The sequence below is a fragment of the Nonomuraea sediminis genome, assembly GCF_018531495.1.
GTDB lineage: Bacteria > Actinomycetota > Actinomycetes > Streptosporangiales > Streptosporangiaceae > Nonomuraea > Nonomuraea sediminis.
This window is the reverse complement of the sequence record NZ_JAHDTI010000001.1, coordinates 71,686-94,969: the sequence shown is the minus strand read 5'-3', so window position 1 is coordinate 94,969 and position 23,284 is coordinate 71,686. Positions and strand designations below refer to the sequence as shown.

Genomic DNA, 23,284 nt, shown 5'->3' with positions numbered 1-23,284 from the left:
CGGCTGGTCTCTGTCATGGAGATTAGCTTTGCCGGGGTTATAACCCCGATGACAGCAGTATTACGGTTTGGAGTAAATCATGTTGACGCGGTCAGGTCGAGATCCTTGACCCGTGGGTCGCCCTCGTCGGCGGTGAAGTGGCCGGGCTGCGTGGCGTCCGGCCCGTCGGGCGCCTTGACGGCCTTGGCGATGATCGTGCCGAGAATCGCCACGACCAGGTTGACGAGCAGGGCCAGGAACCCGGCGTAGATCGTCATCTTGGTGTCGAGGCCCAGCTTGGACAGCGAGAACGCCGACCCGCCGAAGTGCGGGTGCTTGGTGGCCGGGTTCTCGACCGTGTACAGCATCCACAGGCCCGAGCCCATGCCCGCAACCCACCCGGCGATCAGACCGCCGCGGTGGAACCAGCGGGTGAACAGCCCGATCGCCACCGACGGCAGCGTCTGCAGGATGATCACACCGCCGATGAGCTGCAGGTCGATGGAGAACTGCGGGTCGATGGCCAGGACGAACAGCACCGCGCCCACCTTGACGACCAGCGAGGTGACCTTGCTGACGCCCGCCTCCTGCGCCTCGGTGGCGTCACGGTTGATGTACTCGCGGTAGATGTTGCGGGTGAACAGGTTCGCCGCCGCGATCGACATGATCGCCGCGGGGACCAGCGCGCCGATGCCGACGGCGGCGTAGGCGATGCCGGTGAACCAGTCGGGGAACATCTTGTCGAACAGCAGCGGCACCGCCGTGTTGCCGTCGGGCAGCCCGTTCGTGCCCGGCAGCGGCACCACCTTGGCCGCGATGGCCATGTAGCCGAGCAGCGCGATGAGCGCGAGCAGCAGGCTGTAGGCGGGCAGCGCCGACATGTTCCGCTTGATCACGTTGCGGTTGCGCGAGGCCAGCACGCCGGTGACGCTGTGCGGATACATGAACAGCGCCAGCGCCGAGCCCAGCGCCAGGGTCACGTACTGCAGCTGGTTGTTGGGGCCGAGCAGGGTGCCGTCGGCAGGGTTCGGGGTCTTGGCGAACTTCGCCGCCGCCGCGTCGAAGATGCTGCCCCAGCCGCCCAGCCTGGCCGGGATGTAGATGATCGCGACCACGATCACCAGGTAGATGAGCACGTCCTTGACGAACGCGATCAGCGCGGGTGCCCGCAGCCCCGACTGGTAGGTGTAGGCCGCCAGGATCACGAACGCGATGATCAGCGGCAGGTCGGCCGCCAGGCCGCCGCCGGTGAAGCCCATCGCCTTCAGCACGGAGGAGATGCCGACCAGCTGCAGCGCGATGTAGGGCATCGTGGCCACGATGCCGGTGATCGCCACCAGCAGCGCCAGCGTCGGCGAGCCGAAGCGCACCCGGACGAAGTCGGCCGGCGTGACCAGGTTGTGCACGTGCGACACCGACCACAGCCTGATCATGATGAGGAAGACCAGCGGGTAGGTGATCACCGTGTACGGCACGGCGAAGAAGCCCGCCGCTCCCGCGCCGAACAGCAGCGCGGGCACCGCCACGAATGTGTAGGCGGTGTACAGATCGCCGCCGATGAGGAACCAGGTGATCCAGGAGCCGAAGTTGCGCCCGCCCAGGCCCCACTCGTCGAGGCTGGCCAGCGTGCCCGGCCTGCGCCAGCGGGCCGCCACGAAGCCCATGCCGCTGACGACGAGGAACAGCACGGTGAAGATGACGATCTCGGTGATGTGCTCGCTCATGGCCGCCTCTTGGTCATCTGGTAGACCAGCGCGGTCGTGCCGACCCCGAGCGCGATGAAGGCGATCTGGAGCCAGTAGAACAGCGGGAAGCCGAGCAGGCGAGGAGAGTCGGAGTTGTACAGGAACGGAAGGAGGGGGATGACGATGGGGACGAGCAGCAGCCAGTACCAGGGGCTGCGGTCGCGCTTATCATCGGGCACGGCGGTCTCCTTATGGGAGCGTCACAGTGCCCGCACTCTAAGGACGCGAATATCGCGTTCGGGTCACCGATCGCCGAGTGGTCGGCTACTCGCGACGAACGGTCAACTCGTCGGCGATGTCGCGCGTGCCGTACCCCTCGGGAGCGGGGACCTCCACGATCGGGTCGGGCCGGTCGTCGAACTCCAGCCGCAGCGCGCGCACCATCGTGGCGTGCATCTCGTAGAGGCAGGTGACGTAGGTCAGCTCGAGAAGGTGCTCGTCCGTCAGGTGCCGTTCGAGCACCGCGAACACCTCGTCGTGCACCCGCCCGCCGTCCAGCACCAGGCCGTCGGTGTAGGCGAGCACGGCGCGCTCCAGTTCGTCGAACCGGTCGCTGACCTGCCAGTGCGCGACCGCCTCGATCTTCTCCTCGGACACGCCGAGGGCCCGCAGCTGCTTGCAGTGCTGGGAGAAGACGAACTGCGACTGCCGCGCCCAGCCCGCCCGGGTCTGACCGAGCTCGCGCAGCACCGGGTCGAGGGACGACTCGCGGTAGAGCTGGAAGCCCTGGACGCAGTGCCGGAAGATCTTCGGATCGAGCGCGAAGACCCGCCACCAGTCGCCGGGCGAGCCGGTCTTCGTGGTCCCGTCGGCGGTCAGAAACTGGTCGTAGAAGAACGCGGTCAGCGGATCGGTCACCTCCTCGCGGGGGACCTGGCGCAGCCGCGGCATCAGACCGTCCGATCGGCGGCGGTCCTGGGTTCGTGCCGCACGTCCTCGGGACGGTCGAGCTCGCGCAGCCAGCAGGCGAACTCGATCAGGATCCCGTCGGGATCCTTGAAGTAGATCGAGCGCACGAACACCCCGTCGTGCAGCTTCGGCGCCACGCCGAACTCGCTGTCGTCGTGGTTGAGCAGCACGCCCACGTCCACGCCCTTGGCGATCAGCTTGTCGCGGTACTCCTCGATCTTCTCCGGCGGCACGTCGAAGGCGATGTGGTTCATCGAGCCCACCGCCGACAGCAGCTCGCCCCTGTCGGGCAGGTTCTTCGGCGCCGACACCCCGGGGACCGCCTCGGGAGCGTCGGGGAACCAGAAGAACGCCAGCGCGTTGCCGCCCCCGCAGTCGAAGAAGAAGTGCTGCCCCCAGCCCATCGGCAGCTCGATCGTCTTGATCAGCGGCATCCCGAGGACGCCGGAGTAGAAGTCCACGGTCTGCTTCATGTCCGAGCAGACCAGCGCGAGGTGGTTGACGCCGCGGAGCTCGAATTCGCTGTTCATAGTAACCAACTACTTATCACAGGCTTCCCGCGAAAAACATGACATGAGATGTCCTCTTTCCGGGAAAGCATCATGCTCATGATTGCTTTGGTGGCGGGCGCGACCCGCGGCACGGGACGGGGCATCGCGGTCCAGCTGGGCGCGATCGGCGCAACGGTGTACTGCACCGGACGGTCGACGCGCGAGCGGCGCTCGGAGATGAACAGGTCGGAGACGATCGAGGAGACCGCCGACCTGGTGACGGCCGCGGGCGGGAAGGGCATCCCCGTCCAGGTCGACCACCTGGACTCCGGCCAGGTCAAGGCCCTGGTCGAGCGGATCGACAAGGAACAGGGACGGCTCGACGTCCTGGTCAACGACATCTGGGGCGGCGACCACCTCTTCCAGTGGGACACCCCGATCTGGGAGCACGACCTGGACAACGGGCTGCGGCTGCTGCGGCTCGCGATCGACACGCACATGATCACCAGCCACCACGCGCTGAAGCTGCTGATCCGCAACCCGGGCGGGCTGGTGGTCGAGGTGACCGACGGCACCACCGACTACAACGCCACCCGCTACCGCGTCTCGCCCTTCTACGACCTGGCCAAGGTCTCGGTGAACCGGCTGGCCTTCGGGCAGGCGCAGGACCTGGCCAAGCACGGCTGCACGGCGGTGGCGATCACGCCCGGCTTCCTGCGGTCGGAGGCGATGCTGGAGAACTTCCGCGTCACCGAGGAGACCTGGCGCGACGGCATCGTCCACGAGCCCAGCTGGGCGGTGTCGGAGACCCCCGCCTACGTCGGCCGCGCGGTCGCCGCCGTGGCCCAGGACGCGGACAAGCAGCGCTGGAACGGCAAGTCGGTCGACAGCGGCGCCCTGGCCAAGGTCTACGGCTTCACCGACGTGGACGGCAGCCGGCCCGACGTCTGGGGCTACATCACCGAGGTCCGCGAGCCGGGCAAGGACGTCGACCCGGAGGAGTACCGCTAGCCGTACAGCGCGGACATGCGTGCCGCGGCGTCGCGGATCATCTCCCGCAGTTCCGGCGGGTCGAGCACCTCGGCCTCCGGGCCGAAGCGGAGGACCTGGGAGAAGGCGACGTTGACGCCCTCGACGCCGAGCTGGACCGTGCCGTCAGGCTGGAGTGAGGCCAGCGCGTCGTCGAGGGCGGCGGGGTCGGCGACAAAGCGGAGCAGGCGCACGCCGCGTTCGGTGAGGCGCAGCGTGATCCGGGTCCTGAGCAGGGAGCGGGAGAAGCCCGCCGACTGCTCGGCCCAGAACGCCGCCAGGTAGAAGTCGAGGTCCCGGTCGAAGGACTCCTCCAGCACCTCGGCCGAGGCGAAGCGGTCGACCCGGAAGATCAGGAAACCTCCGCCCCCGGCCCGCGCGCTCGGCGCCAGAGCCGCGAGGTACCAGGCGCCCGCCTTCAGCACCAGGCCGTAGGGGTCGAGCACGCGCAGCCGGTCCTTGTAGACGGTGGCGACCCTGCGGTCGTTCCACACCGCGCGGGCCAGCGGCGCCAGCGCGTCGGGAGGCGGCTTCTCCCCGGCGAACCAGCCGGGCGCGTCCAGGTGGAAGCGCTGCGCGGCGGTCGCGGGCGCGTCGCGCAGGCCGGGTGACAGGGCCGCGGCGGCCTTGAGCCTGGCCGTGGCCGCGACCTCCTGCAACCCCATCTCGCGCAGCGCCCCCGGCACGCCTGACAGGAACAGCGCCTCGGCCTCGGCCCGGTCCAGCCCGGTCAGCCGCGTCCGGTAGCCGTCCAGCAGCCGGTACCCGCCGCCGCGCCCGCGGTCGGCGTAGACGGGGATACCCGCCTCCGACAGCGCGAGCACGTCGCGGTGCACCGTCCGCTCGGAGACCTCCAGCTCCTTGGCCAGTTCGGCCGCCGTCATCCCGCCGCGCCCCTGCAGCAGCAGGAGCAGCGACATCAAACGGGCGGCGCGCATCGCGGCAGCACCACGGCGGAGGGATGCTCGGGGGAGTGGAAGACCTCGACGTCGTTGGTCACCATCGGACCGCCGTTGCCGAGAGGGTCACCGGTGCCCGGGTTGCGGGCGATCGTGGGATACGCCCCGGCCGCCACGTGCACCCGGATCCGGTGGTCGCGCCCGAACCGGTGCCCGATCGGCCACAGATCCACCTCCACCTTCCTGACGTCTCCCGACTCCGGCGAAGGCGTCAGCCGGCGCACGCCCTCGCACACGTTGAACGAGCGCCCGTCGGGATGCACGTCGCACACCCGCACGACCACGTCCAGGTAGGGGCGGCTGGACCGCACGAAGATCTCCGCGCTCACCGGGCCGATCATCTCCACGTCCGACTCCAGCGCTGGCGAACTGTAGACCAGCACGTCCCTGCGGGCCTCCAGCCGCCGCTGGTCGCGCGGCCGCGAGTCGGCCAGCAGCACCGGCCCGCCGATCACCGGCGTGGGATGGCCGGGGTGGTACCTGAAGGAGTCGGGCTCCGACAGCTTCGGCTCCGCCAGGCCCAGCCCGAACCCGTCGTGCAGGTGCCACCGCTCGGGCGACATCCCCGGCACCGGCCAGTCCGGGTAGTCCCGCCACTCCCCGGCGCCCGTCACGTACAGCCGCACCGGGTCGGCCCGCAGCCCCGAGTCGTCGCCGAGCAGGTGCGCGCGGAACCAGGCCAGCGACTCGCGCATGGACGGCCGCCCGTGCCGGGCGTCCACGTGGTACCACGGCCCGATCGTCAGGTACGGCTGCCGCCCGGCCGCCCGCATCGCCACGTAGTCCTTCAGCTGCCAGGGCAGGAAGACGTCGTACCAGCCGCCCAGCATGGTCACGGCCGCGCTCACCTCGCCCACCCGCGGCGAGAAGTCGCGCCGGTCCCACCAGTCGGCCGGCTCGGCGTGGTGATCGATCAGATCCTGGTAGAAGCGCAGCGGCCGGCCGGCGGTGACCAGGTCCATCTCGGCCACCGGCCGGCCCGACAGCACCGCCTTGCGGGTCAGCCGCGGCGCGATCAGCGGCGCCGTGCCGCCGAAGCGGCGTGACAGCCCGTCGGTCAGCGTGGTCCAGCTCAGCGCCGACTCAAGCGCGAACGCCCCGCCCACGTAGGCCGCGTCGCGGAACTGGGAGGCGGTGATCTGCGTGGCCATCGCCTTCAGCTCCTGGCCCGCCTCGGCCGCGATCGCCCACTGCGTGTAGCCGAGGTAGGAGGGGCCGAACATCGCGAACGACCCGCCGTACCAGCTCTGCTCGCGCATCCAGGCCACCGTGGCCAGCCCGTCGTCGCGCTCGTCGCCCAGCGGATCCAGCGACCCGCCCGACCCGAACCCGCCCCGGCAGCTCTGGATCAGCACCTGGAACCCGCGCCTGGCGAAGCCCCGCCCGTACACCCACCCGAACAGCCCGCGCCTGCCGTACGGCGAGCGGATCAGGATGACCGGAGCCCCCTGCACGCCCACCGGGGCGTAGTGATCCGCCAGCAACCGCACCCCGTCGCCCACCGGGACCGCCAGGTCCCTGTCCACCCGCACCCGCATACTGACCAGTAAAGCAAAACACTTTTATGGCAAACTATCCGGTCATGGGACGAATCACGTCGTATGTCGCCCTAGGGGACAGTTTCACGGAGGGACTCGAGGACCCGGCCGACGTCGGCTTCAGGGGGTGGGCCGACCGGCTCGCCGAGCACATCCAGGCCGATCAGCCCGGCCTCCGATACGCCAATCTCGCGGTGCGCGGCAAGCTGATCGACGAGATCGCCTCGGAGCAGGTACCGCGGGCGGTCGAGCTGAAGCCGGATCTGGTGTCACTGTGCGCGGGAGGCAACGACATCCTGCGGCCCGGCAGCGGGCCCGCGATCGTGGCGCGCAGGCTGGACCAGGCGGTGCGGACGCTGACCGAGGCGGGCGCCCGGGTGCTGCTGTTCACCGGGTTCGACCTCAGGCACGTGCCGGTGATGCGGCTGGCGGCACACAAGATCGAGCTGTACAACCTGCACATCCACGACATCGCCCGGCGCCACGACGCGGTGCTCGTGGACCTGTGGCCGATGACGATCTTCCGCGACCCGCGCGCCTGGTTCGCCGACCGGCTGCACCTCAGCCCCGACGGGCACCGCCGGGTGGCGCTGTGCGCGGCCGAGGTGCTCGGCGTGCCCGTCGAGCAGGACTGGCGCGAGCCGTACCCGGCCCGCAGGCCGCCGGTGTGGAGCGACGCCCGCAGGCAGGACCTGCGCTGGGCCAAGGACGCGCTGTGGCCGTGGATCAGCAGGCGGCTGCACGGCACCTCCTCCGGCGACGGCGTCCAGGCCAAGCGGCCGGAGCTCACGCCGCTCAGCTGAAGTGCTGCCAGCGGGGCCAGGCGGTCGCCCACGGCTGCTTGTGCCCCCGGCAGAGGTAGACCTCCAGGCCCTGCTCCTCGTTGTCGACGTCGACCCCGTTGTCCACGCGTGCCTTGAGCTCGCAGGTGTCGAACTGGGCCAGCGCCGCGCCGCGGTCGACGTTCATGACGACGGCCACGTCGGCGGTCTCGGGCGGCGGGCCGTACTCGTAGAGCTGGTTGTGCCCGCTGTAGACGCGGGGGAGCCCGGCCTTGTCGAGCATGCCGTACTCGCCGTAGTTGCCGACCAGGATCGCGGCCTTGGCCTGGTCGGCGGGCGGCAGCGCGTGCAGCACCCCGGCGACGGTGGCGGCGAAGCTCGGCCAGCCGACCTGCTCGCGCGCCGTCTCGTTGATCGCGGGCACGGGCGTCGCGGCCAGCTGCGCCACGGGGATGAGCGGCAGGGCGACCACCGCGTTGCCCAGCCCGTTGACCACCAGCGCCACGGACGCCAGCCGCGGACGGGCGGCCGCGCCGACGCAGCCCGCGGCGAACAGCAGCAGGATCAGCCCGGCCGTGTAGTCGTAGCGCCCGCCGCTGGCCACCGTCACCACGGCCGTCACCGGGTAGGCGACGGCCAGCGCCCGCACCCGGCGATCGCGCCACAGCCGCAGCCACCCGAAGATCCCGATGATCGCCGCGACCACCCCGAACAGGATGAACTGGAACGGCACGAAGAACGTGCGGAAATCAGCGCCCTTGTCCTCGCTGAGCGCCGCCGCCATCTTCAGCTGCGGCCAGTCATGGGTGACCTGGTACAGCACGTTCGGTACGGTCAGCACCGCCGCGATCGCCGCGCCCGCCCACAACCAGGGACTGGCCAGCACCCGCCGCGGCCCGGCGATCAGCAACCCGCCGAGCAGCCCGATCAGCAGCATCACGATGAGCTGCTTGTTGTAGGTGGCCACCCCGACCGCCAGGCCCGCGGCGAGCCACCAGCGCGGCTGGTCGCGCAGCAGCGCCCTGAGCATGAACAGGATCGCCGCCGCCCACAGCGGCATGTCGAAGCTGAGCGTCAGCAGGATGTGCCCGGCCACCAGCGGGTAGGCGGCCATCGCCGTGCCCAGCGCCGACAGGATCTGCGCCGCGCCGGTCCCGCCCAGCTCGCGCGTGATCAGCGCGGCCAGCACGACCAGGACGGCCGATGCCAGCGCAGGGAAGATCCGCAGGGCGGTGACGGTGTCGCCGAACAGCGCGAGCGACAGCTTGGCCACCATCGGCGTGAAGGGCGGCTGGTCCACGTATCCCCAGGCCGGATGGTCCGCCAGGACCCGGAAGTAGAGCTCGTCCCTGTGGTAGCCGTACCCGGCGCTGAGCACGAGCAGGACGGCTAACAGCAGTACCGCGATCAACGTGACGGAGCGCCACGCGAAGGGCAGCTTCATGATTGCCCAAACTAGATCACCAGGTTGGCTTCGGCCAGCAGTCGCGCGGCCTTACGTAGGTCGGGGGCGTCCCTGACGGAGGTGACCAGCCGCCGCATCGTGGCGGTGATCTTGGCGAAGGCGGCCTCGGGGGTGGGGTCGATGTCGCCGAAGACGACCCACCACCACCAGGCGTTGGTCATGACGTTGGCCAGGAAGTCGGGCACCAGCGTGACGCCTCTGGCCAGCAGGGCGGCCTCCGCCTCGGGCAGCGTGGGCAGGTTGGCGCCCTCGACGACCACCCGCGCCCCGACCCTGGCGGCGTCGTCCGGGCCGATCACGTAGGACATGGCGGCCGGGACCAGCAGGTCGGCGGGCACGTCCAGCCACCGTTCCCGGTCCTCGAGCCGGGTGCCCGGGTCGAGGCGCGACCTGTCGACCACGCCGCGGGCGTCGCGGGCGGCCAGCATCCGCTCGACGTCCAGGCCGTCCTCGCGCACCATCAGCCCTTCGCGGTCGGCCACCGCCACCACCTTCACGCCCGCCTGGGCCAGGTAGCGGGCGGCGGCCCCGCCGATCGAGCCGAACCCCTGCACCACGGCCGTCCCGACCTCCGGGGCGATCTCCAGCGCGGCCCTGGCCACGCCGTATCCGCCCACCAGGTCGGCCAGCGCGACACCGTCCACCACCTGCGCCATCGCGGCCCTGAGCCGTTCGCGGGCGGCCTGCTCGTCCTCCACCAGCCCGAAGGCGGGCTCGACCGTGGAGGCCAGCCCGAGCTCGGCGGCCACCTCGTCGAGCTGCTCCTGGCGCAGGCCGAAGTCCTCACCGGTGTTCCACTGCTCGCGCAGCACCGGCAGCACCGCGGCCATGAACCTGCGCAGGACCGCGGGCGCCTCGGGATCGCGCGGATCCACGTCGACGCCGCCCTTGGCGCCGCCGAGCGGCACGTACCTGTCGCCCGGCGTGTAGACCAGGGCCTCCTTCAGCGACATGCCCCTGGCCAGGCCGCGCACCTCGGCCAGCGTGCAGCCCTCGCGCATGCGCAGCCCGCCGCTGGCCACGCCGCGCACCAGCCGGTCGATCACGACGTAGCCGCGCCGCGCGGTCACCGGGTCGGTCCAGGTGATCTCCAGCAGACTCATCGCCCCTCCTGTCTCGCGACCACCAGCGCATCCACCGCCAGCGCGCCGTCAGGGCCCACCCGGAGCGGGTTGACCTCGCACTCTGCCACGTCGTCCCGCTCGGCGACGAGCCGTGACACCGCCGCGACCGCCTCGGCGGCGGCCCGCAGGTCGGCCCCGCGCGCGCCGCGCCAGCCGTCCAGCAGCGGGAAGCCGCGCAGCCTGCGCAGCATCGCCTCCGCCGTGCCCGGGTCCACCGGCGCCAGCTCCACCGTCACGTCCGCGTACACCTCGCTCGCCGTCCCCCCGATCCCGACGGCCACCACGGGCCCGAAGGACGGATCGCGCCTGCCGCCGACGACGAGCTCCACCACGCCGTCGCGGCCGTCCAGCTCCTCGACGACGTACTCGCCCTCGCCCAGCCGCTCCCGCATCTCCCTGACCGCGGCGGCCGGGTCGGTCGCACCCACGGCGACACCGCCAACCTCGGTCTTGTGCTCCAGCCAGCCGGCCTTGACCACGTACGGTCCCCGCATCCCACGCACCGCGGCGGCCACCTCGCCGTCCGACTTCACGCCCACGGCTCTGCCGTACGGCACGCCGTACCCGGACAGCAGGGCCCTGGCCTCGAGATACCCCCAGCCGCGACCGGGGGACGGGGCGCCCGGCGTCGCGGCGCGGGCGGGAGCCGCGGGGGAGCGGCGGGCCAGCGCCCAGCCGACCTGGTCGATCGTGGCGTACACCGGGATCCCGCGCTCGCGCAGGGCGCGGACGGCGGCCGAGTCGCGCGTCATGCTGTGCACCACGACCGGGCGGCCGTGGCGGCGCACCAGGTCGCCGAGCGCCGCCACCACCTCCAGCTCGGCCGCGGCCAGCGAGGGCGTGTCGGCGCCGTAGGAGGCGAAGTAGCCGGTCAGCACCACCGCGTCCACCTCGCCGGAGGCCAGCAGCGGTTCGATCACCTGGGCGTAGGCGGCCATGTCCCGCTCCCCGGCTCCGGCCAGGTCGATCGGGGCGGCCGGGAGGTGCAGCCCGTGGCGGGTCAGCACGTCGGCGGCGAGTGCTCCCTGGCCGCCGCTGTCGCCCACCACCGCGACCGTCTCGACCCGGTGCGCGGGGGCGTGCACGAGGAACTGCGCCACGTCCACCGCCTGCGCCGGGGTCTGGACGAGCACCGCGCCCGCAGCCCGGCAGGCCGCCTCGACCACCTCGGTGCCCGCTGTGAGCGCGCCGGTGTGCGAGCGGGCCGCCTCCCGGCCCGCCCGGCTGGCGCCCACGGTGAGCACCACCGCCGGCTTGCCGGCTTCGCGCAGCCGTACCAGCGTCTCGACCAGCGCGCGGCCGTCGTGGAAGCTCTCCAGGTACAGCAGCACGGCGGCCGTGGCGTCGTGGCCGGCGAGCCCGGCCAGCACCTCGGCGGCCGTCACGTCCACCTGGTCGCCGACCGAGACGAAGCGCGAGACGCCCATGCCCGCCTGCGCGGCCAGCCCGGCCAGCTCCAGCCCGAGCTGTCCCGACTGCGACACGATCCCGAGCGAGCCGGGCGTGAACGTCCCCCAGGCCAGCTCGAGCGCGGTGGTCGAGTCGTAGACGCCCAGCGAGTTCGGCCCGACCAGGCGGGCGCCGGCGGCGCGGACCCGGGCGGCCAGCTCCTGCTCGCGCTCCCGCTCCAGCCCCGCGGTGATCGCCACGAAGGCGCGCACCCCCAGGTCGAGCGCCTGCGACACCACCCCGTCGAGCGCGGGCGCCGGCACGCACAGCACGGCCAGCTCCGGCGCCTCGGGCAGCAGGTCGAGCGACGGGACCGACGGCACGCCGTCCACGACCGCGCCCGAGCGGTTGACCAGGTGCACCTTGCGCCGGTGCGAACCGCGCAGCGCGCCCCTGGCCAGCCAGTATCCCCACTTGGCCGGGTTGGCGGAGGCGCCGACGACCGCCACGGAAGCCGGATCGAACAGCTCGCTCATCGGGCCAGCGACCGGGAGATGATCAGGCGCTGGATGTCGGAGGTGCCCTCCTCGATCTCCTCCAGCTTGGCGTCGCGCATCCACTTCTCCAGCAGGAACTCCCGCGAGTAGCCCCAGCCGCCGTGGGTCTGCAGCGCGGCCCAGGTGCACCACATGGCGTTCTCCGAGGCGGTCAGCTTCGCGATCGAGGCCTCCTCGGTGGCCGGGTCGCCCTGGTCGTAGAGCCGGGCGGCGCGCATCGCCAGCAGGTGAGAGGCGTCGGTCCTGGCCGCCATGTCGGCCAGGCGGAAGGCCACCGCCTGGTGCTGGATGATCGGCTTGCCGAACTGTTCACGCTGCTTGGCGTAGTCGACGGCCGCATCAAGCGCCGCGCGTGATAACCCGGTACACGCGGCCGCGATGAGGATCCGGGAGGCGTCGAACGTGCGCATCAGGCCGTAGAAGCCCTGCCCCTCCTCGCCCAGCCGCTGGTCGGCCTCCACCCGCACGCCGTCGAGGAACACCTCGGCGCTGACGATCGCCCGCTGCCCCATCTTCGGCAGCGCCCGCCCGATCCGCAGCCCCGGCGTGTCACGTTCCACCACGAACGCCGTCACGCCCCGCGAGCCCAGCGCCGGGTCGACCGTCGCGAACACCACGATCCACCGGGCGTAGGGCGCGTTCGAGATCCACGTCTTCTGCCCGGTCAGCACGTACCCTGAGCCGTCGCGTACCGCCCGCGTCGTCAGCGAGGCCGCGTCGGAGCCCACGCCGGGCTCGGTCACGGCCAGCGCCGTCAGCGGCGGGTCCTCCGTGCACAGCGGCGCCAGCCACCGCTCCCGCTGCTCCGGAGTGCCGAGCGCCTCGACGGGCCCGGCGAAGAAGCCGTTGGAGGTCAGCAGGTTGCCGATGCCGATGTCGCCGTGGCACAGCTCCTCGGTCACCAGGACCTGCGTGACCAGCGAGGACACCCCGCCACCGCCGTGCTCGGCGGGCAGCATGAACGACGTCAGCCCCAGCTTGGCCGCCCGCGACCACAGGTCCAGCGGTGACTCGTGGTCGGCGTCGTCCACCTCCCGCGCCCGCGGCCGGATCTCGCGCCGGGCGAACTCCCTGGCCAGCTCGACGAACTCGCGTTGCTCGGCGTCGAGCTCCAGGCCGTCACGGATGGCACGCATACGGGCTCCTCACTGCTGCTCAGAAGGGATGGTGACGCGGACCCGGGGACTCCAGTGCGCCACGATCGGGTCGTCGGCCACCGGCGGCGGGTCCAGGCGCGACCCGGTGCGGGCGATCAGCCGGGTCCCGTCACGCAGCTCCACCTCCACCCGCAGGCCGCTGCCCAGGTAGATGACCTCGCGGATCTTGCCGTCCACCGCCTCGTGCTCGGCGGGCAGCGCGGTGCCCGGCGGGCTCAGCTCGACGTCCTGCGGCCTGACCAGCACGTCGCCGGGCAGCAGGTTCGACTCGCCGAGGAACTCCGCCACGTACCGCGAGGCGGGCCGCTCGTACAGGTCGGCGGGCGTGCCGACCTGGACCACGCGGCCGTCGCGCAGCAGCGCGATGCGGTCCGACATGGTCAGCGCCTCCTCCTGGTCGTGCGTGACGAACACGAACGTGATCCCCAGCTCCCTGTGCAGGCGCTTGATCTCCAGCTGCAGCTGCTCGCGCAGCCGCTTGTCCAGCGCGCCGAGCGGCTCGTCCATCAGCAGCACCCGCGGCTGGAACACGATCGCCCGCGCCAGCGCCACCCGCTGCTGCTGCCCGCCCGACAGCTGCCCGGGCCGCCGGTCACGCAGCGCGCCCAGCTCGACCGTGTCCAGCGCCGCCGCCACCCGCTCGGCCAGCTCCTTGCCGCGCACGCGCCGCCGCCGCAGCGGGAACGCCACGTTCTCGAACACCGACATGTGCGGGAACAGCGCGTAGTGCTGGAACACCATGCCCAGATCACGCCTGTACGGCGGCGCGGAGGTGATGTCCGCCCCGTCCACCTCCACCGAGCCGGAGGTCGGCTCGGTGAACCCGGCCACCACGTTCAGCAGCGTCGACTTGCCCGAGCCGCTGCTGCCGAGCAGCGTCATGAACTCCCCGGCCCGCACGTGCAGCGACACGTCGGCCAGCGCGACCGCCTCGCCGTACATCTTGGACACGCCGCGCACGTCAACGGTCCCTGTCATGCCTTCCTCCGCAGGATCAGCCGGGTGAGCCCGGCGGCGCCGAACAGCGCCAGCGTGATCATCAGCAGCATGCTCGACACTGCCGCCACGGTCGGGTCGATCTGCACCCGCACGCCCGACCACATCCGCACCGGCAGCGTCGTCAGGTCGGGACCCGACAGGAACACGCTGGTGACGACCTCGTCGAAGGACGTGACGAACGCGAACAGCGCCCCGCTGGCCAGGCTCGGCGCGATCAGCGGCAGCGTCACTCGCGCGAACGTGGTCACGGGCCCCGCGCCGAGATTCATCGCCGCCTGCTCCAGCCGCCGGTCGAACGACATCAGCGCCGACGACACCGTGATGATCACGTACGGCACGGCCAGCGTCGCGTGGACCAGGATGAACCCGACAGGCGTCTGCGTGAGCCCCGCCCGCAGGAACACCGCGTAGACCGCCAGCCCGACGATCACGTAAGGGACCAGGATCGGCGCCATCACCAGCCCCGACACCAGTGACCGCAGCGGGTACCGGCCGCGCACCATGCCGAGCGCGGCCGCCGTGCCCAGCACCAGCGACACCAGCGTCACCTGGAAGGCGATCTGCAGCGAGTCGACCGCGCTGTCGAGCCAGGTGTCGTCGGTGAAGAAGTTCTCGTACCAGCGCAGCGACCACGCCTTCGGCGGGAACTCGAGGAACGCGCTGTCGGAGAAGGAGGTCGGGATCACGATGAACACCGGCAGCACCAGGTACACGGCCGTCAGCCCGGCCAGGGCCCACAGCAGCTTCCTCATCGCAGCAACCTCCGCAGGTCCACCAGCCGGGAGGCGAGCAGCAGCAGCGCGCCCGTGACCACCAGCAGGATCACCGCGAGCGCCGAGGCGAACCCCCAGCGCAGCACCCCGGACAGCTGCTGCACGATCAGCTCACCGATCATCACGTTCTTCGGCCCGCCGAGCAGCGCCGGCGTCACGTAGAACCCCAGCGACGACACGAACACCAGCAGTGTCGCGGCGGCCACGCCGGGCGCCGTCAGCGGCGCGTAGACCCGCCAGAAGGCGAACGCGGGCCGCGCCCCCAGCCCCTCGGCGGCCTGCAGCAGCCGCCGGTCGATGGAGCGCATCGTGGCGTAGATCGGCAGCACCGCGAACGGCAGCATCACCTGCACCATGCCGATCAGCACGCCGGGCAGGTTCCGCAGCAGCGGCACCGGCGGGCCAGGGATCAGGTCGTTCAGCACGCCGGTGTCGCGCAGGATCAGCACCCAGGCGAACGTCCGCACCAGCAGGCTCGTCCAGAACGGCACCAGCACCGCGGCCATCAGCACGCCCCGCCAGAACGGCCTGGCCAGCGTCATCAGGTACGCGTAGGGGAACCCGAGCAGCAGCGTCACCAGCGTGACGAGGGCCGAGGTGGTGAAGGTGTTGACCAGGACCCGCGTGTAGACGGGCGAGTCGAAGAAGGCGGCGTAGTTGCCGAGTCCCGGCGCGGGGTCGCTGAGGCTGCGGGCGAGCATCCCGGCCAGCGGGTAGACGAACACCGCCAGCAGGAACGCGGTCACCGGCAGGACCAGCGCGCCCCAGCCGTCGACCAGCTTCCTGAGATGCCGGGCGGAGCCGCCCGGCGCCTGCTGGGGGACAGCGGTCACTTCGCCATCCACTCGTTCATCCGGGCGGTGACCTTGTCGTAGTTCTCCGCCCAGTACGAGTAGTTCATGATCGCCGCCCGCTGCGACTCGTGCGCGTTGGGCAGTTCCTTGCGCACCTCGGGCTTGATCAGGTCGAGGGCCTTGGCGTTGACCGGCGCGTACCCGGTGAAGTCGGCGTAGGCCGCCTGCCCCTTGGTGTCCTTGAGGTAGTGGTCGAGCCACTGTTGCGCCAGCTCCGCGCTCTTCGACCCGGCAGGGATGACGAGCTGGTCGTAGGACAGCAGGTGCTGGTTCCACTCGTTGGCCACCGGCTGGCCCTCCTGCTGGGCAGCGAAGATCCGCCCGTTCCACGCCTGGATCGCCGACACCTCGCCGCTGGAGATCAGCTGCTGCTGCTCCTCGCCGGTCTCGTACCAGACGATGTCCTTCTTGATCGTGTCGAGCTTCCTGAAGGCCCTGTCCAGGTCCAGGGGGTAGAGCTTGTCCGCGGGCACCCCGTCGGCCAGCAGCGCCGCCTCGAACATGGCGCCCGTGGCGTACTTCCAGAAGCCGCGCTTGCCGGGGAACTTCCTGGTGTCGAAGAACTCCGCCCAGGTCTTCGGATGGGTCGTGGGGAAGGCCTTGGTGTTGTAGCCGATCGTGAAGGCGTACTCCAGCGTCGGCACCGCGCACGGCCCGACGAGCTCCTTCTTCACCGGCGAGGTGTCGACCTTGTCGAGCTTGACCGCCCAGCCGTTCTTGCACGCGTTCTCGGCGAAGTTCGGCTCCACCTCGACCACGCCCCAGCTGACCTGCTTCGACTCCACCTGGGCGCGGAACTTGGCGTAGTCGGTGGGGGAGTCCTGCTTGACCGTCACGCCCTGCGCCTTGGCCCACGGCTCGACGTAGGCGGCGACCGCCCTCTTCTGGTCGTCGCCGCCCCACATGACCACGGTGAGCTGCTTGGCGCCGCCCGACGCCGCCCTGCCGCCACCGCAGGCCGTGAGCGCGAGCGCGCCCGCCACCGCGACGATGAGCACCTTGCGCGCCATGCCGCCTCCAATAGTTGACTGGCGAGCCAGTTATTAATGAAGGACTGTGGCCCACGCCACTCGCGTCTGTCAACAGCCGGTCCGCTACACCTTCCGCAGATCGAGCAGGAACGCCTGGCAGACGGCGCTCATCCGCTCCACCGTCATGTTCTTCGAGCCCACCAGTACCTGGATCGCCAGCCCGTCGATCATGCCGATCAGCCGGTTGGCGTAGTCGACGGCGTCGCCCGCCCGCAGCAGTCCCTGGGTCTGGCCGTCGCGGATCACCCCGGCCACGATCCTGCGCCACTCGCCGTAGACACGCTCGTTGAGCTCCTGCAGCTCGGGCTCGCGGAAGGCCTCGCTCCACAGCTCCATCCAGACCCGCCAGGCGCGCACGGTCTCCTCGCCCTCCGGCAGGTAGGAGCGCACGAAGGCCATCAGCCGGTCGCGCGGATCGTCCTCGGCCTCGAAGATGGGCTTGCGCCGCTCGATGGAACGCTGGAAGTTGTACTCGAAGGCGGCGTGCACCACGTCGCGCTTGTTCGCGAAGTAGTAGTGCACGGTCCCGTTGCTGGTGCCCGCCCGGCGGGCCACGTCCGAGACCCGCAGCGACCGCAGGCCGACCTCGGCGATGACCTCGCACGCGGCCCGCAGGATCTGCTCCTTGCGCTCCGCCTCAACACTCGGCCGCGGCATCCGTCCCCCTGCGCTCGATAATCGGACCGTCAGTCAACTATCCCACCGACCCGCTCCCTCGGAGACCACCTCGTCACGGCGGGCCGCCCCGTGCGGCTGCTCGCCGTTCTCGCACGGACGTGAGCAGGGGGCGGCGGGTGGCGTCGCGTCGGCCTGCCGTACATCTTGGCCGCAGCGTCGGCGAGTTCGTTGCGCGATCTTCAGGTGTCCGGTTACGCTTGTCGGCATGCGAAACTTGACTCAGTGGTGGCGCCGCTCGTAGGCGGCGCGAGTTTCGCATTCTCAGACGACGGCCGCCCCGGTAGGCGGCCTTCTGTGTGTCTGCCCCGGGGCTCATCTTTCAACATGAGGGGCAGCAAGTGGAGACGAGCGGATATACCACCGCCGGGGGCATCGCCGTCGAGCGCGAGACGCGCGAGGTGCCGGAGGCCGCGCTCGAGGAGATCGTGACCGCGCTCGGGGAGCGGCGCGGCGGCGCGTTCTCCTCCGGGATGGACTACCCCGGCCGCTACAGCCGATGGGCGTTCGGATACGTCGACCCCTGTCTCGAACTGGTCGCCAAGGGCCGCACGATCTCGGCCCGGGCGCTGAACGAGCGGGGCAAGGTCGTGCTGCCCGCCGTGGCCTCCTGCCTGCTGGCCGCCGGCAAGCCGGTGACCGAGCCCACGGCCGTGCACGTCGAGGTGTACGTGCCCGAGTCGGCCGACCTGCTGCCCGAGGAGATGCGCAGCCGCAGGCCGACCGTGTTCACCGCGATCCGCGAGGTCATCGCCGCCTTCCGCGGCGACGACCCGCACCTGGGCCTGTACGGCGCCTTCGGCTACGACCTGGCCTTCCAGTTCGAGCCGATCAGGCAGGAACTCGTCCGCCCCGGCGACCAGCGCGACCTGGTGCTGCACCTGCCCGACAGGCTCGTGGTGATCGACCGGCAGCGCGAGACCAGCCTGGAGTACCGCTACGAGTTCACCGTCGACGGTGTCACCACCCGCGGGCTCGACCGCGCCGGCGAGAACGTCCGGCCCGCCGTGAACCCTGAGATCCCGAAAAATCCGGAAAAGGGGGCTTACGCGGACGTCGTCGCGAAGGCGAAGGAGAAGTTCAAGCGCGGCGACCTGTTCGAGGTCGTGCCCGGTCAGGTGTTCCACTCCGCCTGCACCGACCCGTCCGCCTTCTACCGCTCGCTGCGCCACAGCAACCCGGCCCCGTACGAGTTCATCATCAGCCTGGGCGAGGGCGAGCACCTCGTCGGCGCCTCGCCCGAGATGTACGTCCGGGTCAGCGGCGATCGCGTGGAGACCTGCCCCATCTCCGGCACGATCGCCCGCGGCAGCAACCCCGTCGAGGACGCCGAGGCCATCCGCACGCTGCTGTCCAGCGTGAAGGAGGAGTCCGAGCTGACCATGTGCACCGACGTGGACCGCAACGACAAGTCGCGCATCTGCGTCCCCGGCACCGTCCAGGTCATCGGCCGCCGCCAGATCGAGCTCTACTCCCGCCTGATCCACACCGTCGACCACATCGAGGGGCGGCTGCGTCCCGAGTTCGACGCGCTGGACGCCTTCCTCACCCACATGTGGGCCGTCACCGTCACCGGCGCCCCCAAGACGTGGGCGATGCAGTTCATCGAGGACCACGAGGCCACCACGCGCAGGTGGTACGGCGGGGCCATCGGCTTCATCGGCTTCGACGGCTCCATGAACACCGGCCTGACCTTGCGCACCGCGCAGATCAAGGACGGCGTGGCAACCGTGCGGGCCGGCGCCACCCTGCTGTTCGACTCCGACCCCGACGCCGAGGAGCGCGAGACCGAACTGAAGGCCAGCGCCCTGCTCGGCGCGCTCGCCGCGGTCAACAAGACCGCCCCCGCGCCGGCCGTGCCCGTGCGCGAGCAGCCAGGCCTGGGCATGAAGGTGCTGCTCGTCGACCACGAGGACTCCTTCGTCAACACCCTGGCCGACTACTTCCGCCAGCAGGGCGCCGACGTGGTCACGCTGCGCCACGGCTTCCCCGCGGCGATGCTCGACGAGATCGCGCCCGACCTGGCCGTGCTGTCGCCCGGGCCCGGCTGGCCGTCGGACTTCGGCATGTCCGCCCTGATCGACCAGCTCTACGCCCGTGACCTGCCCGTCTTCGGCGTGTGCCTGGGCCTGCAGGCGATGGTCGAGCACGCGGGCGGCAAGCTGGAGCTGCTGGACTACCCCGAGCACGGCAAGCGCGGCCAGGTGACCCGCCAGGGGGAGAGCGCCCTGCTCGACGGGCTGCCCGAGGAGTTCACCGCGGCGCGCTACCACTCGCTGCACGCCAAGGTGCCCGGCGTGGTCGGCTTCGCCGCCACCGCGACGACGCCCGACGGCAACGTCATGGCCATCGAGGACACGGGCAAGCGCCGCTTCGCCGTGCAGTTCCACCCCGAGTCGATCCTGACGACGGAGGGCGGCGCCGGGGCGAAGGTCATCGCGAACGTGCTGCGCTTGACCAAGCGCTGACGCGAAACAGCGTGTGCCGGGTGGGGAGAGCCCCTAGAGTCGCGGGCATGCTCCCCGCAGACCTGCCCGATGCGCTGCGTGACGCCCTCGCCGCGCCGCTCGTGGACCACCACTGCCACGGCGTGCGGCGGGACGAGCTGTCCAGGGCGCAGTTCGAGCTGCAGATCACCGAGAGTGACAGCCCGGCCCCGCCCGGCACCACGCACTTCGACACCCCGCTCGGTGCGGCCATCCGCCGCTGGTGCGCGCCGGTGCTCGACCTGGAGCCGCACGCCGCGCCGGCGGTCTACCTGGCGCGGCGGGCCGAGCTGGGCGCGGGCGAGGTCAACCGGCGGCTGCTGCAGGCCGCCGGCGTGGTGGCCTTCCTGGTCGACACCGGGCTGGAGCGGCCGGAGCTGCTGACGGCCGCCGAGATGGGCAGGCACGGCGGGGCCGCGGCCGACGAGATCATCAGGATCGAGCAGGTCGAGCAGGACGTGGCCGAGCTGGCCGACGTCGCGGTCGACTACATGGACAGCCTGGCCGAGGAGCTGGCCGCCCGCGCCGCGCGCGCCGTCGGGATGAAGACGATCATCGGCTACCGGTGCGGGCTGGACTTCGACCCGTCCAGGCCCAGCCGCGGCTCGGTGATCGCCGCCGCCAACCGGCGCCTGTCGGACCCCAAGGAGCGGCTCGACGACCCGATCCTGCTGCGCCACCTGCTGTGGACCGCGGTCGACGTGGCCCACCAGCGCGGGCTGCCGCTGCAGTTCCACACCGGGTTCGGCGACTCCGACCTGGACCTGCACCGCGCCAACCCGTCGCTGATGACCGGTTTCATCAGGGCCCTGCAGCCGCTGGGCGTGCCGGTGATCCTGCTGCACGGCTACCCGTTCCACCGCCAGGCCGCCTACCTGGCGGGGATCTACCCGCACGTCTACGTGGACGTCGGGCTGGCCATGACACACACCGCGGCCGGTTCGCCCCGCGTGATGGACGAGCTGCTCGAACTGGCGCCCTTCCACAAGCAGATGTTCAGCTCCGACTGCTACGGCGTGGCCGAGACCTGCCACCTGGGCGCGCTCTACTATCGCAGGTCCCTGGCCATGGCGCTCAAGTCGCGCATCGACGCGGGGGAGTGGAGCGCCGCCGACGCCGCCCGCGTCGTCCACATGATCGGTTCCGCCAATGCCCGCAGGGTCTATCGCCTCTGACGGCGACCTGGGTCATAATCACGGCGATGTCCGCGATCGAGATCCAGAACCTGTCGAAGTCGTTCGGGCCGGTGCGCGCCGTCGACGGCGTCTCCTTCACGGTCGAGGCCGGCACCATCACCGGCTACCTCGGACCCAACGGAGCCGGCAAGACCACCACGCTGCGCAGCCTGCTCGGCCTGGTCACGGCCGACTCGGGCACCGCGCGGGTCAACGGTCGCCGCTACCGCGACCTGGCCAGGCCCCTGGCCGAGGTGGGCGCCGTGCTCGAGGCCACGAACTTCCACCCCGGCCGCACCGCCCGCAACCACCTGCGCGTGCTGTGCCGGGCGGCCCGATTACCCGCCGAGCGGGTCACCGCTGCACTCGAGCAGGTCGGACTCGCCGACGTGGCCGACAGGCGGGTGCTGACGTTCTCGCTCGGCATGCGCCAGCGCCTGGCCCTGGCCGGCGCGCTGCTCGGCCACCCCAGCGTGTTCATCCTCGACGAGCCCGCCAACGGCCTCGACCCCGCGGGGATCCAGTGGCTGCGCGGCTTCCTCAGCCACCTCGCGCACGAGCGCGGCGCCGCCGTCCTGATCTCCAGCCACGTGCTCGCCGAGGTCGAGCAGGTCGTCGACAACGTCGTCATCATCGCCAAGGGCCGGCTGGTACGGCAGGGCAGCCTCGCCGACGTGGTCGCCGGCAACGCCATGCGAGTCCGCACCCCGGACCCCGGCGGGCTCGTGCCCGCGCTCGAACGCGGCGGCGGCACCGTCGAGCAGGCCGACGGCGTGCTCCGGGTACGCGGGCTGGACGGCGAGGGGATCGGGCGGATCGCGCTCGAGGCCGGGATCGTCGTCTCCGAGCTCGCCAAGGAGCGATCCGACCTGCAGCGGGTGTTCCTCGAGCTGACCGGGGAGGCGTGATGGCGCTCGTCAGGGCCGAACTGCTCAAGCTGACCACCACCAGGCTGTGGTGGGTGATGCTCGGCTCCAACCTGCTGTACGCGGCGCTGCAGCTCGGGCTGACCATCGGCCTCGCCGACCAGCCCGTCGCGCCCGGGGCTCCGCCGCTGCTGCCCGGCAGGACGACCGCGCAGTTCCAGGAGGTGGTCTGGGGGCTCGGCGCGGCCACGACGCTCTTCGCGATGATCATCGGTGTCGTCATGGTGACCGCCGAGTACCGCTACCAGACCATCACCGGCACCTTCCTCACCACGCCGCGGCGCGAACGGGTCGTGGCGGCCAAGCTGCTGGCGGGAGGCGTGGTCGGGGTGGCCTTCGGGCTCGCCGTCCTGCTGCTGACGGCGATCGCCCTGGTCGTCACCGAGGCGCTGACCGGGGGCTCGCTCGTGCTGTCGGGGCGGGTGGCGCGCATCGCCGTGGGGGTGCTCGGCGTGTTCGTGCTCTACACCCTGTTCGGCATCGGGATCGGGGCGCTGGTCAGGAACCAGGTGGGCGCCGTCCTGGCCGCGGTCGGGTGGGTGTTCCTGGTCGAGTCGCTGGTCGGGGCGATACCCGCGCTGCACCCGGTCGGCCGGTGGACCCCCGGCGGTGCTGCCAACGCGGTCACCAGCAGCGGGGTGAGCCTCGGCTACGACCCCGGATACCTGCTGCCCGCCTGGGGCGGCGCGGCCGTCCTGCTTGGGTACGCGCTGGTGTTCGCCGCCGTGGCCTCGGTCACCACGCTGCGGCGCGACATCACGTAGGCCGGTGCGGTCCCTCGGGGCCGTGCATGCAGGCGCCGAGTTTGGTGCCGACGATCTGCATGGCGTCGGCCAGGGCGGCCGTCTGCTCGGGCGTCAGGTGGTCGAAGAGAACCTCGCGCAGCGCCCTGGTGTGCTCGGGGGCGATCGCGGCGATCACGTCCCTGCCCTGGTCGGTGATCTCGGCCACGCTGGCCCTGCCGTCGTTCTCGTCCGGCCTGATCAGCGCGTAGTCGCGGTCGACCAGCTTGCTCATGCGGTGGCTGAGGCGGCTGATCGACACGTTGCTGATCATCGCCAGGTCGCTCAGCCGCATCGGGCGTGCCGCGAGCATGTTGAGCAGGCCGTACTCGATGTGGACCAGCCCGTGCGCACGGAAGGTGCGCTCCACCTGCGGCATGCCGACGAGCAAGACCGCCAGCAATCCCTGCCAGGCGCGCTGCTCGTCCTCGTGGAGCCCCTCCAGCAAGCGTCCCCCAG

The 23,284-nt window shown here is 71.3% G+C and carries 22 protein-coding genes; 6 read left to right on the top strand and 16 right to left on the bottom strand.

Annotated features, from left to right (window positions below; all coding sequences use genetic code 11):
* Positions 1–77 precede the first annotated feature (77 nt).
* The 4 genes from mctP to KIK09_RS00415 form a co-directional block, all read right to left on the bottom strand.
* Positions 78–1,703 carry a monocarboxylate uptake permease MctP gene (gene mctP / locus KIK09_RS00430; RefSeq protein WP_214316594.1) on the bottom strand — a complete coding sequence of 542 codons (1,626 nt, stop codon included), beginning with the start codon at positions 1,701–1,703 and terminating at the stop codon, positions 78–80.
* The gene (locus KIK09_RS00425) at positions 1,700–1,903 is read right to left on the bottom strand and encodes a DUF3311 domain-containing protein (RefSeq protein ID WP_214316593.1); all 204 of its coding nucleotides are present in this window, start codon (positions 1,901–1,903) and stop codon (positions 1,700–1,702) included. The genes mctP and KIK09_RS00425 overlap by 4 nt, the downstream gene beginning before the upstream one ends.
* A gap of 85 nt (positions 1,904–1,988) precedes the next feature.
* Entirely contained in the window at positions 1,989–2,615 is a 627-nt protein-coding gene (locus tag KIK09_RS00420; RefSeq protein ID WP_214316592.1) for a carboxymuconolactone decarboxylase family protein, read from the bottom strand.
* The gene (locus KIK09_RS00415; protein ID WP_214316591.1) at positions 2,615–3,163 is read right to left on the bottom strand and encodes a VOC family protein; all 549 of its coding nucleotides are present in this window, start codon (positions 3,161–3,163) and stop codon (positions 2,615–2,617) included. The genes KIK09_RS00420 and KIK09_RS00415 overlap by 1 nt, the downstream gene beginning before the upstream one ends.
* Positions 3,164–3,241: 78 nt before the next feature.
* Between KIK09_RS00415 and KIK09_RS00410 the strand changes: the two genes are divergently transcribed.
* On the top strand, positions 3,242–4,135 hold the full coding sequence (locus tag KIK09_RS00410) for an SDR family oxidoreductase (RefSeq protein WP_214316590.1): 894 nt from the start codon (positions 3,242–3,244) through the stop codon (positions 4,133–4,135).
* Here the strand turns inward: KIK09_RS00410 and KIK09_RS00405 are convergent.
* Both KIK09_RS00405 and KIK09_RS00400 read right to left on the bottom strand, forming a co-directional pair.
* Positions 4,132–5,091 (bottom strand): helix-turn-helix transcriptional regulator, encoded by a 960-nt coding sequence (locus tag KIK09_RS00405; protein WP_214316589.1) that lies wholly within the window; start codon positions 5,089–5,091, stop codon positions 4,132–4,134. The genes KIK09_RS00410 and KIK09_RS00405 overlap by 4 nt on opposite strands.
* Complete coding sequence (locus tag KIK09_RS00400; RefSeq protein WP_214316588.1) at positions 5,073–6,650, bottom strand: CocE/NonD family hydrolase; 1,578 nt, start codon at positions 6,648–6,650, stop codon at positions 5,073–5,075. The genes KIK09_RS00405 and KIK09_RS00400 overlap by 19 nt, the downstream gene beginning before the upstream one ends.
* Positions 6,651–6,694: 44 nt before the next feature.
* Here KIK09_RS00400 and KIK09_RS00395 point away from each other — a divergent pair, with 44 nt between their 5' ends.
* Positions 6,695–7,453, top strand: a complete 759-nt coding sequence (locus tag KIK09_RS00395) for an SGNH/GDSL hydrolase family protein (protein WP_250572465.1) — start codon at positions 6,695–6,697, stop codon at positions 7,451–7,453.
* Here KIK09_RS00395 and KIK09_RS00390 read toward each other — a convergent pair.
* From KIK09_RS00390 to KIK09_RS00350, 9 genes are all read right to left on the bottom strand, one after another.
* On the bottom strand, positions 7,446–8,876 hold the full coding sequence (locus KIK09_RS00390) for a glycosyltransferase family 39 protein (protein WP_214316586.1): 1,431 nt from the start codon (positions 8,874–8,876) through the stop codon (positions 7,446–7,448). The genes KIK09_RS00395 and KIK09_RS00390 overlap by 8 nt on opposite strands.
* An 11-nt stretch (positions 8,877–8,887) precedes the next feature.
* Positions 8,888–10,000, bottom strand: a complete 1,113-nt coding sequence (locus tag KIK09_RS00385; RefSeq protein ID WP_214316585.1) for a Glu/Leu/Phe/Val dehydrogenase dimerization domain-containing protein — start codon at positions 9,998–10,000, stop codon at positions 8,888–8,890.
* On the bottom strand, positions 9,997–11,946 hold the full coding sequence (locus KIK09_RS00380) for an acetate--CoA ligase family protein (protein ID WP_214316584.1): 1,950 nt from the start codon (positions 11,944–11,946) through the stop codon (positions 9,997–9,999). Before KIK09_RS00380 ends, KIK09_RS00385 begins: the two co-directional genes overlap by 4 nt.
* Positions 11,943–13,103 carry an acyl-CoA dehydrogenase family protein gene (locus KIK09_RS00375; RefSeq protein ID WP_214316583.1) on the bottom strand — a complete coding sequence of 387 codons (1,161 nt, stop codon included), beginning with the start codon at positions 13,101–13,103 and terminating at the stop codon, positions 11,943–11,945. The genes KIK09_RS00380 and KIK09_RS00375 overlap by 4 nt, the downstream gene beginning before the upstream one ends.
* Before the next feature lie 9 nt (positions 13,104–13,112).
* A complete protein-coding gene (locus KIK09_RS00370; protein WP_214316582.1) occupies positions 13,113–14,102 on the bottom strand; it encodes an ABC transporter ATP-binding protein in 990 nt (329 codons plus the stop codon).
* Positions 14,099–14,875: an ABC transporter permease gene (locus KIK09_RS00365; RefSeq protein ID WP_214316581.1), complete on the bottom strand. Its 777-nt coding sequence runs from the start codon at positions 14,873–14,875 to the stop codon at positions 14,099–14,101. The genes KIK09_RS00370 and KIK09_RS00365 overlap by 4 nt, the downstream gene beginning before the upstream one ends.
* A complete protein-coding gene (locus tag KIK09_RS00360) occupies positions 14,872–15,729 on the bottom strand; it encodes an ABC transporter permease (protein WP_308163860.1) in 858 nt (285 codons plus the stop codon). Before KIK09_RS00360 ends, KIK09_RS00365 begins: the two co-directional genes overlap by 4 nt.
* A complete protein-coding gene (locus tag KIK09_RS00355) occupies positions 15,726–16,760 on the bottom strand; it encodes an ABC transporter substrate-binding protein (RefSeq protein WP_214316579.1) in 1,035 nt (344 codons plus the stop codon). The genes KIK09_RS00360 and KIK09_RS00355 overlap by 4 nt, the downstream gene beginning before the upstream one ends.
* Before the next feature lie 84 nt (positions 16,761–16,844).
* Complete coding sequence (locus KIK09_RS00350) at positions 16,845–17,438, bottom strand: TetR/AcrR family transcriptional regulator (RefSeq protein ID WP_214316578.1); 594 nt, start codon at positions 17,436–17,438, stop codon at positions 16,845–16,847.
* A 359-nt stretch (positions 17,439–17,797) separates the two neighbouring features.
* On the opposite strand from KIK09_RS00350, the gene KIK09_RS00345 reads away from it, so the two are divergent.
* The 4 genes from KIK09_RS00345 to KIK09_RS00330 are packed head-to-tail and all read left to right on the top strand — an operon-like array spanning position 17,798 to position 22,807.
* Positions 17,798–19,924, top strand: a complete 2,127-nt coding sequence (locus tag KIK09_RS00345) for an anthranilate synthase component I (protein ID WP_214316577.1) — start codon at positions 17,798–17,800, stop codon at positions 19,922–19,924.
* 47 nt (positions 19,925–19,971) lie between these two features.
* Positions 19,972–21,117, top strand: a complete 1,146-nt coding sequence (locus KIK09_RS00340; protein WP_214316576.1) for an amidohydrolase family protein — start codon at positions 19,972–19,974, stop codon at positions 21,115–21,117.
* A 26-nt stretch (positions 21,118–21,143) separates the two neighbouring features.
* Positions 21,144–22,025, top strand: a complete 882-nt coding sequence (locus KIK09_RS00335; RefSeq protein ID WP_214316575.1) for an ABC transporter ATP-binding protein — start codon at positions 21,144–21,146, stop codon at positions 22,023–22,025.
* Positions 22,025–22,807, top strand: coding sequence for an ABC transporter permease (locus KIK09_RS00330; RefSeq protein WP_214316574.1), 783 nt, complete (start codon positions 22,025–22,027; stop codon positions 22,805–22,807). The genes KIK09_RS00335 and KIK09_RS00330 overlap by 1 nt, the downstream gene beginning before the upstream one ends.
* Here KIK09_RS00330 and KIK09_RS00325 read toward each other — a convergent pair.
* Positions 22,800–23,273, bottom strand: a complete 474-nt coding sequence (locus tag KIK09_RS00325) for a MarR family winged helix-turn-helix transcriptional regulator (RefSeq protein WP_214316573.1) — start codon at positions 23,271–23,273, stop codon at positions 22,800–22,802. The genes KIK09_RS00330 and KIK09_RS00325 overlap by 8 nt on opposite strands.
* Between the last annotated feature and the right edge of the window lie 11 nt (positions 23,274–23,284).